Consider the following 16,246-nt stretch of genomic DNA (forward strand, 5'->3'; position numbering starts at 1 on the left):
CGCAGGCCCTCACGCAGTGGCCTGCACCCGCGCTTTCGCGAGGGCCTGCTCGAGGTCGATCAGCAGATCGTCGACATTCTCGAGGCCGATGGACAGCCGCACGACATCGGCGCCGGGGCGCGCAGCGGGCGCGACCGGGCGGTGGGTGAGGGCTGCCGGATGCTGGATCAGAGAATCGACCCCGCCGAGCGATACGGCATGCGTGAACAGCCGGACCGCGCCGGTGAGCGCCTCGGCGGCGGCGTACCCGCCGGCGAGCCGGATGGAGATCATCGCTCCCCCGCCGCGCATCTGCCGACCGATGAGGCCGCGCTCGTCATCGAACTCGGGGTAGAGAACCTCACTGACCGCCGGGTTCTCGCGAAGCGAGTGAGCCAGTGCGCGTGCCGAGCTCTGCTGGGCGTGGATGCGCATCGGCAGCGTGGCGAGGCCGCGGTGCAGCAGGTAGGCGCCCAGCGGGTGCAGCAGAGCGCCGGTGATCGCCCGCACCCGACGCAGAGCCTCGGCCGTGCGCTCGCTGCACGAGATCACCCCGGCGATGACATCGCCGTGGCCGCCGATGTACTTCGTCGCGCTGTGCATCGACATGGCCGCCCCGAGATCGAGGGGGTTCTGCAGCAGCGGCGTCGCGAACGTGTTGTCGACGAGCACCGGGATGCCGTCGGACTGCGCCACGACAGCCGCGATGTCGACGAGATCGAGCGTCGGGTTCGCCGGGGTCTCGAGCACGATCATGCCGGTGTCCGGTCGGATGCTCGCCGCCACCTCGTGCTCGTGGCAGAACGTCACCTCGGCGCCGAGCAGTCCGGAGTCGAGCAGGTGGTCGGTGCCGCCGTAGAGCGGGCGCACAGCCACGATGTGCCGCTTGCCGACAGCGGTGGTGTGGGCGAGGATCGCCGCGGTCATGGCCGCCATCCCGGAGCCGAACGCGACGGACGCCTCGGAGTGCTCGAGCTCGGAGAGCGCCTCCTCGAAGCGCGCGACCGTGGGGTTCCACAGCCGTGCGTACACGTTGCCGCCGTCGGTCAGGGGGTGACCGCCCGTGGCCATGGACTCGTACGAGTCGCCGCCGTGCAGGATGTCGGGCAGCGGATTCGTCGATGACAGGTCGATCGGGGCGGCGTGGACGCCGAGGGCGCCGAAGTCGGCGCGGCCGGCGTGGACGGCAACGGTGTCGGGGTGCAGCGGCATGTCGGACATGCCATCGATCCTGCTCTCCTCGCTCACCGCAGTCCAGCCGAGTTGTCGCGGGCAGCCGGAGAGCCCGCGTATGTTGTTTCCTGAGCAATGCGACATCGATCTCGGGAGCGCACGTTGGCAGCAGCACAGCAGGGCGCCGTCGACGAGCTCGATCTGCGCATCCTCGGAGCGCTGACGGACGACCCGCAGGCTCCTATCAAGGACGTGGCGCAGGCGCTGGGCATCCCGGCATCCACCTGCGCCTTCCGGCTGCGCACGCTCCGCGGCCGCGGCGTGATCTCGGGCTCCCGACTCGAGATCGACCCCGCCGCGGTGGGCGCGCCCGTGCAGGCGATGATCCGCGTGCGCCTGGGCAATCACAGCAGGGATGGCGTGGAGGCCCTGTTCGACGCGCTGGTGGCGACCCGAGGAGTGCTGCAGGTCTTCCACATCGCCGGCGCCGACGACTTCCTCGTGCATGTCGCCGTGGCCGATGCCGCAGCGCTGCGAGACATCGTGCTCGAGCGCATCACGGTGCACGACATCGTCAGGGCCACGGAGACACAGCTGGTGTTCGAGCTGCGCGAGGGCGCCGGCGTGCTCCCTCGCGCATGACGCTCACCGCTCGTCCGAGACCTCACCGGCCCGATCGTCGAGCGGCCGTGCGGCGAAGCGACGGGTGCTGAGCCACAGGATCACGCCGACGGCCAGCAGGATCCCCGCGAAGAGCCAGACGATCGGTCGCTGCTGACTGAGCAGCACGAGGCAGGAGATCACGCCGAGCACGGGCACGAACGTCCACACCCGGAAGTGCTCGTGCTGCACCCTGTCGCGGCGCAGCACCAGCACCGACACGTTCGCGCTAATGAAGACCAGGAGAAGCAGCAGCACCACGGTCTCGGCGAGGGTTCCGAGGTCGCCGACGAGGGTCAGCAGCATCGCGACGCCCGTGGTCGAGACGATCGCCACCCACGGCGTGCGCCGTCTGGGCAGCACGCGACCGAGCGGCGAGGGCAGCAGGCCCTGCTCGGCCATGCCGAACGCGAGCCGACTGGCCATGATCATGGTGAGCAGCGCGCCGTTGGCGACGGCGATGAGCGCGATGAGGCTGAACAGCCACGACGGCACGCTCACCCCGGTCGCCTCGACGACGGCCAGCAGCGGGCCGGATGACTCCTGCAGCTCGTCTGCGGGCAGCGCAGCGGCGCTGGCGACGCCGACGAGCACGTAGACGATGCCCGCCGTGACCAGCGCTCCGAACAGCGCTCGCGGGTAGACCCGACTGGGCTGCTTGACCTCTTCGATCACGTTCGCGGAGGTCTCGAACCCGACGAACGAGTAGTAGGCGACGATCGCACCGCCGAGCACCGCACCCGCGACGCCGACGCCGTCGGGCAGCTCGGTGGCGCGGCCGAGATCTCCGCCACCCCCGCCGACATACATCGCGACCACGACGATGACGATGACGAGCCCGGAGAGCTCGACGGCGGTCATCACGAGGTTCGTGCCCATCGATTCGCGGATGCCCCTGGCGTTGAGCAGCCCGACGAGAACGAGGAAGACCATCGCCGCGGGGATGACGGGCACATCGATGAAGGTGGCCAGGTAGTCGCCGGAGAACGCGATGGCGAGGCCCGCCGCGCTGACCACGCCGGCCGCGAGCATGCTGAACCCGACCAGGAAAGACAGCAGCGGGCTGCGGAACGCGCGCTCCGCGAACACCGCCGCTCCCCCGGCTCGCGGGTACTTCGTCACGAGCTCGGCGTAGGAGCCCGCAGTCAGCAGTGCGAGCAGCAACGCGACGATCAGGGGCGCCCACAGCATGCCGCCAGCGCTCTCGGACAGCACGCCCATGAGCGCGTATATCCCGGCGCCGAGCACGTCACCGAGGATGAACGCGAACAGCATCGGCCCGCTGATCGCTCGACGCAGCCGTGGGGGGTTCTCAGCGGTCTCCATGCTCCCGACGCTAGGGGCGCCCGACCGGGGCCGCACACGCCTTGACACCGGAGGGATGCTGCGGCTACGTCGTCACCGCTGCTCGACTACACCGTCGTATCGGCCTCACGACGCGGCAGCACCCAGCCCGCGCGCGGGAAGTGGCACGTGTATCCGTTCGGGTAGCGCACCAGGTAGTCCTGGTGCTCGGGCTCGGCCTCCCAGAACGGACCAGCGGGCTCGATGGTGGTCACGGCGGGAGCGGGCCACAGCCCCGATGCGTCGACATCGGCGATGGTCTCGCGCGCCACGCGCTCCTGCTCCGCGTCGAGCGGGAAGATCGCCGAGCGGTAGCTCGTTCCGATGTCGTTGCCCTGGCGGTTCAGCGTCGAGGGGTCGTGGATCTGGAAGAAGAAGGCGAGGATGTCGCGGTACGTCGTCTGCGCGGGATCGAAGACGATCTCGAGCGCCTCGGCGTGCCCGGGGTGGTTGCGATAGGTCGCGTGGTCGTTCTCCCCGCCCGTGTAGCCGACGCGCGTCGCCAGCACGCCGGGCTGACGGCGCACGAGATCCTCCATGCCCCAGAAGCATCCGCCGGCCAGCACGGCCGTCTCGGTGCCGTCTCGGCGGGTGATCTCTCCGGTGTCGCTCGCTCCGCTGGTCATGCGCTTCTCCTCGTAGGTCGTGACGGGACTCGCCTGTCCCCGTTCTCTCCATTCTGCATCCGCTCCTGGGCGGTGGGGCCGGTCGGCGGGGTCCACCTGCCGGAATGCGGCGCGCACCGTCTAGGTTGGTGCTCAGAGCCGCCTGCCGCCGGTCACCGCATCCGAGGAGAGAAATGCGTCCTTATCTCGACAAGTCCGCACCTGACGTCTGGAAGGCCGCCGGAGAGTACTCCCGTGCCGTGGCCAGCGAGGCCGAGCGCCGCGGGCTCTCGCTGCAGGAGAGCGAGTTCATCAAGGTGCGCGCGTCGCAGATCAATGCCTGCGCGTTCTGCCTCGATCTGCACACCCGCGAGGCACGCAGCGCCGGCATCCCGCAGCAGAAGATCGATCTGCTTCCCGCGTGGCGGGAGACGACGCTCTACTCCGAGCGCGAGGCCGCCGTGCTGGCCGTGGCCGAGGCCGCGACGCGCATGCCGCTGACCGAGGAGTCGAAAGCCGACCTGTCCGGCGCTCGCGCCGTTCTGGGAGACGACACCTTCGCTGCCGCCGAGTGGGTCGCGCTGACCATCAACATGTTCAACCGCATCTCGATCCTCAGCGAGCACCCCGTGCGACCCCGCGGCGACGACGGCAAGGTGCTGTCATGACCGAGGAGCGCTTCATCGTGCGCCACCTTCCCGACGAGTCGCGTTACGTGCTGATCGACCGCGGCGACGACGGCACGCAGTCGACGGAGATCGGCGAGGAGTCCTATGTCGACGTCGGCGACGAACGCGTGCTGTTCCACACCGGGGTCTCCGACGAGTACGGCGGGCAGGGTCTGGGGTCGACGCTGGTGCGCGCGGTCGTCGAAGACGTGATCGCCGCGGGCAAGAGCATCGTGCCGGTCTGCCCGTACGTGGTGGCGTGGCTGCCGAGGCATCCGGAGTATCAGCAGCACGTCGTCGAGCGCCGCAGCGAGCACGGCGACGCGATCCGGGCTCGGCAGGGCTGAGCTACACGCGCGGGCGCAGCCGCACACCCGGGAGCGGCGGCGCGGGCAGCGGGGCGAGCCGGCCCTCCGGATACGGTCCGAACAGCACCGGTTTGCCCTCGTCACGCGGATCGGCCTGCTCGAAGCCGAGCTCAGCCTGATAGCGGCGGCGGAACTCCTCGATCTCATCGTGACTGCGTCCGATGAAGTTCCACCACATCACGATCTGCTCGCCCAGTGGCACACCCCCGAGCAGGATCACGCGCGCGCCCTCGGCGCCCGCCTCGATGGTCATGGTGTCGGCGCCGGTGGGCACATAGCCGAGCTCCCGGTGCTGCACCGAGGCGCCGTTCAGGACGATCGATCCGGTCTCGGCGAGGGTGGCGTGCTCGAAATCGCGACGCACCGGTAGCTGTACGCGGGCGCCGGGCTGCAGCGTCAGCTCCGCGCCGAGCATGTCGGGTGTGCGGGTGTCGACCGGCGAGGTCGAGCCGAGCAGCGAACCGATGAACACTCGCACGCTCGCCCCGGGCAGGTCGACGGGCTCGGGCGCGTAGTGCGCGAACCCGTGCTCGGTGAACCGCGTCGCGTCGGGAAGGGCGTACCAGAGCTGCACGCCGTGCAGCACCGTGGTGTCGGGCGTGCTGATCTCCTGATGGGTGATGCCCTGACCTGCGACCATCAGGTTCAGCTCACCCGGCAGCACAGCCGCGGCGACCCCGTTCGAATCGAGATGGTCGATCCGCCCGGTGAACAGCCACGACACCGTGGCGAGTCCTGTGTGGGGATGGCGCGGCACCTCCATCCCGCCGGTCTCGGCGACGTCGTCGGGGCCGTAGTGATCGAGGAAGCACCAGGCGCCGACGAGCGATCGACGCTTCTGCGGCAGAGTCCGGTAGACCGTCATCGCCCGGATACCGCCGAGCGGCACCTCCCGAGGCGTGAGGACCTCCACGGAGGTGCAGGGCTCCCCCGGGTCGAGAACGCTCAGCGAGGGGTTCTTCTCGAGATTGGTCATCGCGGCTCCTCGGGCTGTTGCGACGTCATGCGGGATGACGTCAGCGTAGCCGCGAACCACGCGGCTCGGGTCATGCCTCGGTGGCGCTGCCGCGCTGGAGGGCACTTCCGGCCGCCGAGGTCAACCCCCTCACCATCACGAGCCGCAGAGCCGACGCTGGAGAAGATCACGTGGCGCGGATCGCTCCGCCCACCCGATGTCAGGAGTCGACATGAGCACACCCGGTTCGGATCCACGTGAGCGTGAACCCGCAGCCGTCTCGGCGCAGCGAGGCCCCACGCAGCGCGAAGAGGCGCTGGAACGCGAACAGGAGCGCTTCGGTGGCTTCAAGTGGGGCTCCGCCTTCTTCGGCTGGCTCACCGCGACCGGAACGGCGGTTCTGCTGACGGCGCTGCTGAGCGCGGTCGGGGCGGGCCTCGGGCTGGGTGTCGCCGAAGGCGACGTCGAGGATGCCGCTAACGAGATCGGTGCGAATGCCCAGACCGTCACCATCATCGGTGCGATCGCTCTGGCCGTCGTGCTGTTCATCGCCTACTACTGCGGCGGCTACGTCGCCGGTCGGATGGCGCGGTTCTCCGGGGCGAAGCAGGGTCTGGCCGTCTGGGTCTGGGCCATCGTCATCGCGATCGTGGTGGCCATCGTCGCCGCTGTGGCCGGTTCGCAGTTCAACGTCCTCGGTCAGCTGAACAGCTTCCCGCGTATCCCCGTGGACGAGGGCAGCCTCACGGTCACCGGCATCATCACCGCGATCGTCGTCGCTCTCGTCAGTCTGGGCGGCGCGATCCTCGGCGGCATCGGAGGCATGCGCTACCACCGCCGCGTCGACCGCGTGGGACTCGGACGATGAACCGCCGGCTGGCAGGGGCGGCGACCGCCTCTGCCGCGGCCTGACAGGAGGGCAACCCATGATCGACGCATACCGGATCAACAGCCTGTTCGATGCTGAGGTCGTCGACGCCGACGGGTCGAGAATCGGCACGGTGAAGCACGTGTACGTCGACCCCGACGGCGGCCAGCCGCTCTATGCCGGCGTCACCACCGGCTGGTTCGGCAGAGGGGAGTCGTTCGTGCCACTGCGCGACGCCGAGTTCGACGGCGAGGTGCTGCACGTCACGTACGACAAGGACACGATCACGCACGCCCCGCGCATCGATGCCGACGGCACTCTGACCGACGACGACATCGACCGCATCCAGGATCACTACGACGGCGAACGCGAAGACGACTCGCGCGTCGACGACTCGCGCGTCGACGAGCACGACGCGCGTCCACGTGCGGACGAGCGTGGCGCGAGCCAGGACGACGCTCGGACGGGCCCCGATGTGGTGAACGACCAGCGGCCGCCACGCAAGCGCATCCGCATCCACCGGTACGTCATCGCTGACCAGCGGGCAGACGCCGCTCCCCTGGCGCACGATGACGCGACACCGGATGGAGTCAGGGCCGATCAGGCTCGGTACGAGCCGGCGGAGCAGCCGCCGGTCGACCGGACCGACGAGCCGCGCTCCAGCTGACGCTCCGGCTCACCGGCTGACGGCGCGCGCTCGTCCGGTCGACGCGCTGCGGTGTCCTCCCGAGCCGAAGGTAGAGCACGATCAGGCCGACGGCCGCCGCCACGGCGAGAGCCAGCGCCGCGCTGCCGGAGTCGACGAACGCCCCGGTGAGCGACAGCCACGCCGGGACGGCGGCCGTGGCGATGCCCTCACCGACCGCGATGGCACCGGTGAACCGTGCCAGGTGGGTCCTGCCGAGGCCGAGCAGCAGGAAGAACAGCAGCCAGAGCAGCGCCCAGAGCACCCAGATCACCGCGAAGACGCGGCCGCCCGCAGCCCAGGTCCTCTCCGCGAAGCCGATCGCCGCGACCGCGACGAAGAGCGAGAACCAGCCGAGACCTGTGGCGGGCAGATCCGCCAGGGCGTTGATGCCCACCCAGAGGTAGGTGAAGCCGAAGAGGTACAGGCCGCTCGCGGCGAAGATCACCGCCGGGTCGTCGTTCGCTGTCATGACCATGACGGTGGGGGTGATGACCTGCATGGCGCCGACGAACAGATTGAGCGGAGCTGCGGCTCGGGGGTCATCGCGCCGAGCAGCATGATGCCGTTGATGATCAGCACGGCACCGGCGTAGAAGAGCCCGATGTCGGACATCTGGTCGCTCCTTCGAGAAGGGCGATGGCAGGCATTGCGTACGAGGCCATCGCGGGTGGGGGGCATCGGCCCGACGATGGCGTCGACAACCATCTCGTACGGCGCGACCGCGATGATCGTGCAGCCTGATCGGAATGTAGTCGAAAGCGCGTCGCCGCCCGCAGGCGGCCGCGGCACTTCCGATCCGATCCGGATCTGCCTCCGAACCACTCGACAAGCGGCCCTCGGGCCGATCCGAGGATCGGGGAACAATGTCGAAACAGAATCGTCGCGGCGCGTTCATCGCGTTCGCCGCAGTCGCCGGGGTGGTCAGCGGCCTGGTGTTCCTCGCCGCCGCGGAGTTGTCGGCGCTGCTGGTGGCCCGCGATGCGAGCCCGCTGCTGGCCGTCGGCTCGTTCGTCATCGACGTCGTTCCGCAGCCTCTCAAGGAGTTCGCCATCTCGACGTTCGGCGAATTCGACAAGGTCGCGCTGCTGATCGGCCTCGGTCTCGCGGTTGTCATCGCATCAGCGGCCGCAGGCGTCCTGCAGCTGGCGCGGCCGCCGCTCGGCGCGATCGCGCTCGGCATCGCAGGGGCGGCATCCGTGGCCGCGACGACGACGCGAGCCGGGGTGACCCCGCTCGCCTTCCTTCCCTCGGTGCTCGGTGCGGTCGCGGGAATCGCGGCGCTCATCGTCCTGTGCCGACGGCTGCGCACCTGGCAGCGCGCCGCCGCCATCCCCGACCCCGGCGCGGGTGGCGACGCCGGCGCGGACGGCGCAGCCGCCGGCGTGTCGGTCGACCGGCGCCGGTTCTTCGCGCTCGCCGGCATCGCCGGTGCCTCCGCGCTGGTCGTGGGGATCACCTCCCGCGTGGTGAGCGCGACGAGCTCGTCCGTGGCGGCGATCCGCAAGGGGCTGCGGCTGCCACCGGCGCGGACATCCGTGACCATCCCCGACGGGGCCGAGCTCGACATCCCGGGAATCTCGCCGCTGTTCACGCCGAACGCCGACTTCTACCGGGTCGACACCGCTCTCACCGTGCCCACGGTGGACCCCGCGAGCTGGCGGCTCGTGATCGACGGCATGGTCGACAAGCGAGTCGAGCTCTCGTTCGACGAGCTGGTGGAGATGGGACTGGACGAGTACGCGATCACCCTGACCTGCGTCTCGAACGTCGTAGGCGGCGATCTGGTCGGCAACGCGATGTGGCTGGGTGTGCCGATCCGAGATGTGCTGCGGCTCGCCGGCCCGCAGACCGACGCCGACATGGTGCTGTCGCGTAGCGTGGACGGCTACACCGCCAGCACCCCGCTGTCGGCGCTCACCGACGCCGGCCGCGATGCGATCCTCGCCGTCGGCATGAACGGACAGCCGCTCCCACTCGAGCACGGATTCCCCGTCCGCATGGTGGTGCCCGGGCTGTACGGGTACGTGTCGGCGACGAAGTGGGTCACCGAGCTGAAGGTCACCACGTTCGAGAAGGACGAGGCGTACTGGACGCCGCGCGGCTACAGCGCGCAGGCCCCCATCAAGTTCTCGTCGCGCATCGACACCCCGAAGATCGGCAAGAGCGTCGCGGCCGGACGCATCCCGATCGCCGGTGTCGCCTGGGCGCAGACGGTGGGCATCGAAGCCGTCGAGGTGCGCATCGACGACGGCGAATGGCAGCGAGCAACGCTGTCCGCTCCGATCAGCACCGACACCTGGGTGCAGTGGATGCTGGAGTGGGATGCCACCCCCGGCACCCACTACGTCACCGTGCGCGCGATCAACAAGAACGGCGAGATGCAGATCCAGGAGAGCGCCCCCATCGCCCCCGACGGATCGACGGGCTGGCAGCGATCCCTGATCGCCGTGAGCTGAGTTTCGCGCGCCGCAGAATGAGGAAACCCCCGCCTGAGCGGGGGTTTTTCTCTGCTGGGGTACCTGGACTCGAACCAAGAACAACTGAACCAGAATCAGCCGTGTTGCCAATTACACCATACCCCAAGGGCGAAACCGGAGCCTCGCACCGAGAGTCAAGCTTACCCGAGCCGCCCGCAGATGGCGAATCGGCGCCGGATGCCCGGGCGTGGCGCGTCCGCCTCGATCACAGCTCCCCCATGCGGGCCGGCTTCGTCCACCGCAGGAACACCGTCGAGCGGGTGATGCGCGCGAGATCCGCCAGCAGGGCGCCCACCTTCGTGCCGATGCACAGGCTGAGGAACATCATCGGAGCTGAGGCCAGCGCCTGCGCGTCGAAGCTCGCCAGTGACACCAGCCCCACGGTGCCGGGCACGAGCAGCAGGAACGCCGGCTGGAATGACACGGTGGCCGGAACCGCGAGCATCACGCGCTCGAGCACGCGGGCGGCGATGAACAGCACGGCTGCTGCGATCCCGATCCCGACCACGCTGCCGACCAGCGGACTGAACACAGCCAGCACGGCGTACGTGCCGGTCATCGCCATGACGCAGACGAGAGTCAGGCGGAAGCCCGACCCGAACGCCAGGCCGATGCCGACGGCCAGGACGACGACGGCGCCCCACGCGGTCCACAGCGGGGGCAGCGCACCCCACCCCGCACTCTCGTTCGACAGCTGCACGGCATCGCCGACCAGCGCAGCCGATGCCGAGTCGATGCGAAGCCCCGTCAGCGCAGCGCCGGCATACAGGCCGGCGGCCATGAACGCCAGCATGATGAGTCCGTACATCAGTCGGGATGCGCCGGTCACGATGTCGGTCGAGGTCAACTCGAGCAGGGCGTTGGTGATCAGAGCACCGGGAACGAGGATGGCGACCGGTGCGCACACCGCGAACAGCGGCACGGGCCCGAGATCGAGAGCGTTCGCGACGACCCCGACGAGCAGCGTCGACAGGAACGACGAGACGAACGGCGCCACTGCGGCCGCAGCGCGCACCCGCATCATCAGCATGGTCAGCGCACCCACCAGCAGGCCCACGACGAAGGCGAGCACGGCCGCCCACCACGGACAGCGGAACAGCACGGCCAGCGATATCGAGAGCAGACCGCATCCGATGACGCTCTGCAGACCCGGCATCCGCCGCGGGGTGGCGCGGATCGCGGCCATGCGCGCGGGTGCGGATGCCAGTGGCACCGTCCCCGACTCGAGGTCGCGCACCAGTCTGCTGGCGCGAGCGGACTGACGGAACGTGAGCGCCTCGCCCTTGCCGATCACCGTCGTGGTCGCCGACGCCGCACCAGGGCGGCTGACCATCACCATCTCCGGCAGGATCGCGAACTCCAGAGTCGTCTCGGGCGCCGCGCGACGGCTCACCTGCTCGAGCGATCCGCGCACGTCGGTCACCGACGTGCCGCACTCGAGCAGCAGGACACCGAGATCACCGAGGATCACGTCCGTCTCGGCGGCCGGCATCACGGCATCCGGCGCCGCCTGCGCTCTCACGCCAGGAAGTCGGCGAGAAGACGCAGCCGCCGCAGCGACTCGTCCTTGCCCAGCAGCTCCATCGACTCGAACAGCGGCGGCGACACGCGTCGTCCCGTCAGGGCCACCCGGGGCGGACCGTAGGCGACGCGGGGCTTGAGGCCGAGTTCGTCGACGAGCTTCGCCGAGAGCGCCGCCTGAATGGCATCCGGGGTGAAGTCCTCGACCGGCTCGAGAGCGACGATGCAAGCGGCGAGCACCTCCGCGGCGTTCGCCGGCAGACCCTTGAGAGCGTCGGCCTCGTACGAGACGTTGTCGGTGAAGAGGAAGCCGAGCATGCCGGCCGACTCGCCCAGCAGCTGGATGCGCTCCTGCACGAGCGGCGCGGCACGGAAGGCCAGCACGATCTGCTCGTGCGTCGGCTCGCCGCCGAAGACGTCAGCGGCGGCGAGGTACGGCAGCATCCGCTCGGCGAAGTCCTTCTCGTCGAGCATGCGGATGTGGTCGCCGTTGATCGACTCGGCCTTCTTCTGGTCGAAACGCGCCGGGTTCGGGTTGACGTCGGCGATGTCGAACGCGGCGATGAACTCGTCGAGCGAGAACACGTCGCGGTCGGCGGCGATCGACCAGCCGAGCAGCGCCAGGTAGTTCAGCAGCCCCTCGTGGATGAACCCGCGGTCGCGGTGCAGGAAGAGATCGGCCTGCGGGTCGCGCTTGGAAAGCTTCTTGTTGCCGGTCTCGCCGAGCACGAGCGGCATGTGCGCGAAGCGCGGGACGAAGGTGGTGACGCCGGCCTCGATCAGCGCGTCGTACAGCGCGAGCTGGCGGGCGGTCGACGGCATGAGGTCTTCGCCGCGCAGCACGTGGGTGATGCCCATCAGCGCGTCGTCGACGGGGTTCACGAACGTGTACAGCGGCACTCCGTTGGGCCGCACGACGACGAAGTCGGGGAACGAGCCGGCGGGAAAGGTGACCTCGCCGCGGATGAGGTCGACGTAGGTGAGGTCTTCGTCGGGCACACGCAGGCGCAGCGCGGGCTGACGCCCCTCGGCGCGGAAGGCGGCCTTCTGCTCGTCGGTCAGATCGCGGTCGAAGTTGTCGTAGCCGAGCTGCTTCGCGCGACCGTTCGCCTCGTTGCGGGCGTCGATCTCCTCGGCCGTCGAATAGCTCTCGTACAGCGCGCCCGTCGCCAGCAGCTTCTCGATCACGCCGCGGTAGATGTCGTGCCGCTCGGACTGGCGGTACGGAGCGTGCGGGCCGCCGACCTCGACGCCCTCGTCCCAGTCGATCTTCATCCAGGTGAGCGCGTCGACCAGCTGGCGGAAGCTCTCCTCGCTGTCCCGTGCCGCATCGGTGTCTTCGATGCGGAAGATCAGCTTCCCGCCGTTGTGGCGGGCGTACGCCCAGTTGTAGAGCGCCGTGCGCACCATGCCGACGTGCGGCAGGCCGGTCGGCGAGGGGCAGAAGCGCACGCGGACGTCGGATCCGGTGGCGGTGGTGGTGAGGGGATGCACGGTAGCCATATCCCCTCGAGTCTATCTGTGGCGGATGCTCGGCCCCGGCTCAGGCCGTGTCGCGGATGCGGCCGAACGGCGAGAGCGCGGTGATGGCGATCACGAGCGCCAGCGCGACCGTGGCGAGGCCGCCGTAGCCGAACTCGGTGAGCACGATGCCCGCGCCTGCGGCGCCGACGGCGGCCGTGAGGCTCATCAGCGAGTCGCTGACTCCCTGACGCCGCGGGCGCATGAGCACCGTCGACGATTCAGTCAGCAGTGCCGCGCCGGCGACGGTCGCCGCGCTCCAGCCCAGTCCGAGCAGGATCAGCGCGACCATCACGCCCGCCGGATGCTCACCGGCGAAGATCGCCGTGAGCAGGGATGCGGTGAGAACGACCTGCCCGAGCAGCACGACCCGGATGCGGCCCCAGCGATCGGCGAGGATCCCGAACAGCGGCGAGAGACCATACATGCCGGCGACGTGCAGCGCGATCGTCACCCCGACCAGCAGTGTCACCTCCTGCGTCGACCCGTGGCCGCCGCCGTCGGCCATGTGCTTGAGGTGGATCGGCGTCATGGCCATCACCGACGCCATCACGGCGTGCGAACCGGAGACGGCGAAGATCGCGTATCGCGCCACGACGGGACGGTCGATGTCGGCGCCGAGCACCGCGCCTCTGGATGCCGATCCCGCCAGGCGCATGGCGGTCAGCAGCGGGTCCGGTCGGAGCGCGATCACGTACAGCACCAGCGCGGCCGCCTGCGCAACGAGCGAGAAGAGGTACGAGCCGGTGAGCGGGGGCATCCCGATCAGCGCGCCGACCTCTTCGCCGAGCGGCAGCAGCAGCGGACCCGTGACCCCGCCGACCGTGGTCGACCAGACCACGATCGACAGATCGCGGCCCCGATGCTCGGGGGCGGCGAGATCGGTGGCGGCGAAACGCGACTGCAGGTTGCCGGCGTTGCCCATGCCGATCATGATGATCCCGACCAGGAGCAGCGGGAAGAAGCGCAGCGCGGCTGCGGTGATGACGATGCCGATGCCGATGAGGGCGAGCAGGTTGCCCGCGGTCAGCGACATCCGGCGGCCGCGGCGCGCGGCGAAGCGGGCCAGCGGGATCGCGAAAGCGGCGGCGCCCAGGGTGACCGACGCGGTCGCGAGGCCCGAGAGCGCATCATCGCCCGAGAGGTCGGCAGCGAGCAGGGCCCCGAGCGAGACGGTCGCGCCGAACGCGATGCCGCCCAGCACCTGCCCGGCGGCGAGCACGCCGACGGTGCGGCGCTGGACGGCGCGGAGGTCTTCGATCGGCTCGGTGCCCACCGCGCTCACGCGGCAGGCGAGGCGTCGCGCACGGGGTTGCGCAGCACGCCGATCCCACTGATCTCGATCTCGACGCTGTCTCCGGCGACGATTTCGCCCACGCCCGCAGGGGTGCCGGTCATGATCACGTCCCCCGGGAGCAGGGTGAACGCGGCGGAGGCGTACGCGATGATGTCGGCGACCGAGTGGATCATGTCGGTCAGCGGCGCCTGCTGGCGGACCTCGCCGTTCACCCGAGTCTCGAGCCGTGCGGTGGCGGCCTCGAATTCGGTCTCGATGATCGGGCCGAGCGGGCAGAACGTGTCGAAGCCCTTGCCGCGCGTCCACTGGCCGTCCTTGCGCTGCAGGTCGCGCGCGGTCACGTCGTTGCCGATCGTGTAGCCGAAGACGTAGTCGAGAGCGTTCTCGGCGCTGACGTTCTTGGCGATGCGACCGATCACCGCGACGAGCTCACCCTCGAACTCGGTGCGCTCCGAGATCGCCGGGCGCACGATGCTGTCGCCGGGGCCGACGACGGCGGTGTTGGGCTTGAGGAAGAGCAGCGGCTCCTCGGGGGCGACGTTGCCGAACTCCGCGGCGTGGTCGTGGTAGTTGCGGCCGACGCAGACGACCTTCGAGCGCGGGATCACCGGGGCGAGCAGGGCGACGTCGGCCACAGGCACGCGCTCCCCCGTCGGCTGGTAGCCGGCGAACATGGGGTCGCCGTCGAGCACGACGATCTCGCTCTCGTCGAGGATGCCATACCGGATGCCGTCGTTGTGACTGAAACGCGCGATCTTCACCCCGTCAGCCTATCCCCGCCCCTCTGCCTTCCTCTCGTCCCTTCCCCCGTCCTTTCCTCCGCCGACACCCCTAGTTCGCGCTGACACCCCCCTGCACGAACGTCCGCATGTGGGGGCGTGGGCGCGAAGTGGGGGTGCCGGGGCATGGCGTGGAGAGCGGGCGGAGAGAGATCACGAGCGAGGAACAGCGCACACGTCAGCCGGGCGGCCGGATGCCGAACGCGGCGAGACGCGCTCCGAGCGCGTCGGGTGTGCGGATGTGCTCGAATCCCCAACGCGCGAAGCTCCAGCCGGTGACGCCTCGGATGTCATCTTCTCGCTGCTTCTCGGCCAGCACCGCTTCATCTGGTGAAATCTCGGTGCGAAGGTCGGGATCGAGGTACTTGTCCTTGCCATCGAACTCGCCGAACCGCCGTGTCCCCAGGAAGGCGAAGTCCGCCCAATACCGATCGCCCTGCGCCCCGGTGATGGGAACCTGCAGATCGTAGTTCGAGAAGCCCAGCTGGTGCAGCCGCACGCGGCTGACGCTCTCGCCGGGCAGCTGCGCCCTCCCGTCGGCGAACTCGATGACCTCTCGGCCTTGACGCACGCCCCGCAAGCCAGGGCGGGCGAGTCGTCGGGCTTGGGTGCGCCACAGGGCATCCGCTTCCGCATCCACCACCTGCCCGCTTACGGTGCGCCTGCGCAGGGCCGCGTCGGCGCAGCTCACCGCGGTATCGAACGCCGCTGTGCGCGCGACGTCGAATGCCGTGCGGATCAGCGACGTGACGCGGAAGCCTTCTACCTCGGCGATGTCCTCGTCATCGAGGCGCATGTCGCGGCGCACGACTCCGGCGATCACCCGACTGTGCCGCGTCCCGTCGATGACGATCTGCACTGGTTGATCACGCATCCGGTACATCGGCAGCCCCCAGAGCACCGCTGCCGAGGCGTGGCTGAACAGCGGTCCTCTTCCGGTGCTCGCTGCCTTCACCGCCAGCACCTTCAGGAGGTGCTGTCCTTCCCACCAGAGCGAGGTCCAATCCTTCGTCCGCACGTAGGATCCGCGGTGAACCCTGCGCAGGCTCCGCGCGTCAACGGCATCGCGCAGCTGCCGCACGGTGACTCCAGCCTGCAGCAGGCGCTCGCGGGTGAGCAGCATCCGATCTGCCTCAGCGATGTCGATTCGTCGACGCATCGCTCCATGATGCGCACCCCCGAGTGCCGCATGGACTTATTCCACACCGCAATGCGCCAGAGGCGCCCTGTGCAGAAAGAACCTCTTCGCCGACACCCCCTGTTCATGCCGACACCCCCACCTGCGCACGTCACCACGTAGGGGTGTCGGCGCGAAGTGGGGGTCTCGGCGAAGAAAAGGAAGA

At 69.5% G+C, this 16,246-nt stretch carries 17 protein-coding genes and 1 tRNA gene; 6 read left to right on the forward strand and 12 right to left on the reverse strand.

From position 1 onward, the window contains the following. Positions 1 to 9 precede the first annotated feature (9 nt). Complete coding sequence (locus H9633_RS00275) at positions 10 to 1,200, reverse strand: trans-sulfuration enzyme family protein (protein WP_225211014.1); 1,191 nt, start codon at positions 1,198 to 1,200, stop codon at positions 10 to 12. 114 nt (positions 1,201 to 1,314) lie between these two features. On the opposite strand from H9633_RS00275, the gene H9633_RS00280 reads away from it, so the two are divergent. Next, positions 1,315 to 1,794, forward strand: a complete 480-nt coding sequence (locus H9633_RS00280; protein ID WP_225211015.1) for an Lrp/AsnC family transcriptional regulator — start codon at positions 1,315 to 1,317, stop codon at positions 1,792 to 1,794. Positions 1,795 to 1,797: 3 nt separating this feature from the next. Here H9633_RS00280 and H9633_RS00285 read toward each other — a convergent pair whose 3' ends face one another. After that, on the reverse strand, positions 1,798 to 3,138 hold the full coding sequence (locus H9633_RS00285) for an APC family permease (protein WP_191711707.1): 1,341 nt from the start codon (positions 3,136 to 3,138) through the stop codon (positions 1,798 to 1,800). 86 nt (positions 3,139 to 3,224) lie between these two features. After that, the gene (gene msrA, locus H9633_RS00290) at positions 3,225 to 3,782 is read right to left on the reverse strand and encodes a peptide-methionine (S)-S-oxide reductase MsrA (RefSeq protein ID WP_071642841.1); all 558 of its coding nucleotides are present in this window, start codon (positions 3,780 to 3,782) and stop codon (positions 3,225 to 3,227) included. Positions 3,783 to 3,955: 173 nt separating this feature from the next. On the opposite strand from msrA, the gene H9633_RS00295 reads away from it, so the two are divergent. Continuing rightward, positions 3,956 to 4,429, forward strand: a complete 474-nt coding sequence (locus tag H9633_RS00295) for a carboxymuconolactone decarboxylase family protein (protein WP_191711708.1) — start codon at positions 3,956 to 3,958, stop codon at positions 4,427 to 4,429. Continuing rightward, entirely contained in the window at positions 4,426 to 4,776 is a 351-nt protein-coding gene (locus H9633_RS00300; protein WP_071642845.1) for a GNAT family N-acetyltransferase, read from the forward strand. The genes H9633_RS00295 and H9633_RS00300 overlap by 4 nt, the downstream gene beginning before the upstream one ends. Before the next feature lies 1 nt (position 4,777). Here the strand turns inward: H9633_RS00300 and H9633_RS00305 are convergent, their stop codons facing one another. After that, positions 4,778 to 5,773 carry a pirin family protein gene (locus tag H9633_RS00305; protein ID WP_191711709.1) on the reverse strand — a complete coding sequence of 332 codons (996 nt, stop codon included), beginning with the start codon at positions 5,771 to 5,773 and terminating at the stop codon, positions 4,778 to 4,780. 211 nt (positions 5,774 to 5,984) lie between these two features. Between H9633_RS00305 and H9633_RS00310 the strand changes: the two genes are divergently transcribed. Both H9633_RS00310 and H9633_RS00315 read left to right on the forward strand, forming a co-directional pair. After that, positions 5,985 to 6,620, forward strand: a complete 636-nt coding sequence (locus H9633_RS00310) for a hypothetical protein (RefSeq protein WP_177243820.1) — start codon at positions 5,985 to 5,987, stop codon at positions 6,618 to 6,620. 58 nt (positions 6,621 to 6,678) lie between these two features. Next, positions 6,679 to 7,287: a PRC-barrel domain-containing protein gene (locus tag H9633_RS00315; protein WP_071642852.1), complete on the forward strand. Its 609-nt coding sequence runs from the start codon at positions 6,679 to 6,681 to the stop codon at positions 7,285 to 7,287. Here the strand turns inward: H9633_RS00315 and H9633_RS00320 are convergent. Together H9633_RS00320 and H9633_RS12890 are read right to left on the reverse strand one after the other, a co-directional pair. Then, positions 7,211 to 7,807, reverse strand: coding sequence for an AmiS/UreI family transporter (locus H9633_RS00320; RefSeq protein ID WP_256221055.1), 597 nt, complete (start codon positions 7,805 to 7,807; stop codon positions 7,211 to 7,213). The genes H9633_RS00315 and H9633_RS00320 overlap by 77 nt on opposite strands. After that, on the reverse strand, positions 7,774 to 7,920 hold the full coding sequence (locus H9633_RS12890) for an AmiS/UreI family transporter (protein ID WP_225211363.1): 147 nt from the start codon (positions 7,918 to 7,920) through the stop codon (positions 7,774 to 7,776). Before H9633_RS12890 ends, H9633_RS00320 begins: the two co-directional genes overlap by 34 nt. Positions 7,921 to 8,171: 251 nt before the next feature. On the opposite strand from H9633_RS12890, the gene H9633_RS00325 reads away from it, so the two are divergent. Next, on the forward strand, positions 8,172 to 9,764 hold the full coding sequence (locus H9633_RS00325) for a molybdopterin-dependent oxidoreductase (protein ID WP_191711710.1): 1,593 nt from the start codon (positions 8,172 to 8,174) through the stop codon (positions 9,762 to 9,764). 54 nt (positions 9,765 to 9,818) lie between these two features. Here the strand turns inward: H9633_RS00325 and H9633_RS00330 are convergent. The 6 genes from H9633_RS00330 to H9633_RS00355 form a co-directional block, all read right to left on the reverse strand. Continuing rightward, a tRNA-Gln gene (locus H9633_RS00330) sits at positions 9,819 to 9,890 on the reverse strand. A 100-nt stretch (positions 9,891 to 9,990) separates the two neighbouring features. Further along, entirely contained in the window at positions 9,991 to 11,307 is a 1,317-nt protein-coding gene (locus H9633_RS00335; protein WP_318247155.1) for a threonine/serine exporter family protein, read from the reverse strand. Then, a complete protein-coding gene (gltX, locus tag H9633_RS00340; protein ID WP_191711711.1) occupies positions 11,304 to 12,809 on the reverse strand; it encodes a glutamate--tRNA ligase in 1,506 nt (501 codons plus the stop codon). Before gltX ends, H9633_RS00335 begins: the two co-directional genes overlap by 4 nt. A 40-nt stretch (positions 12,810 to 12,849) precedes the next feature. Further along, a complete protein-coding gene (locus H9633_RS00345) occupies positions 12,850 to 14,112 on the reverse strand; it encodes an MFS transporter (RefSeq protein ID WP_318247156.1) in 1,263 nt (420 codons plus the stop codon). Continuing rightward, entirely contained in the window at positions 14,109 to 14,885 is a 777-nt protein-coding gene (locus H9633_RS00350; RefSeq protein WP_191711712.1) for a fumarylacetoacetate hydrolase family protein, read from the reverse strand. The genes H9633_RS00345 and H9633_RS00350 overlap by 4 nt, the downstream gene beginning before the upstream one ends. Before the next feature lie 196 nt (positions 14,886 to 15,081). Beyond that, entirely contained in the window at positions 15,082 to 16,062 is a 981-nt protein-coding gene (locus H9633_RS00355) for a hypothetical protein (RefSeq protein WP_191711713.1), read from the reverse strand. Positions 16,063 to 16,246 lie beyond the last annotated feature (184 nt).

Source organism: Microbacterium commune (assembly GCF_014836945.1).
GTDB lineage: Bacteria > Actinomycetota > Actinomycetes > Actinomycetales > Microbacteriaceae > Microbacterium > Microbacterium commune.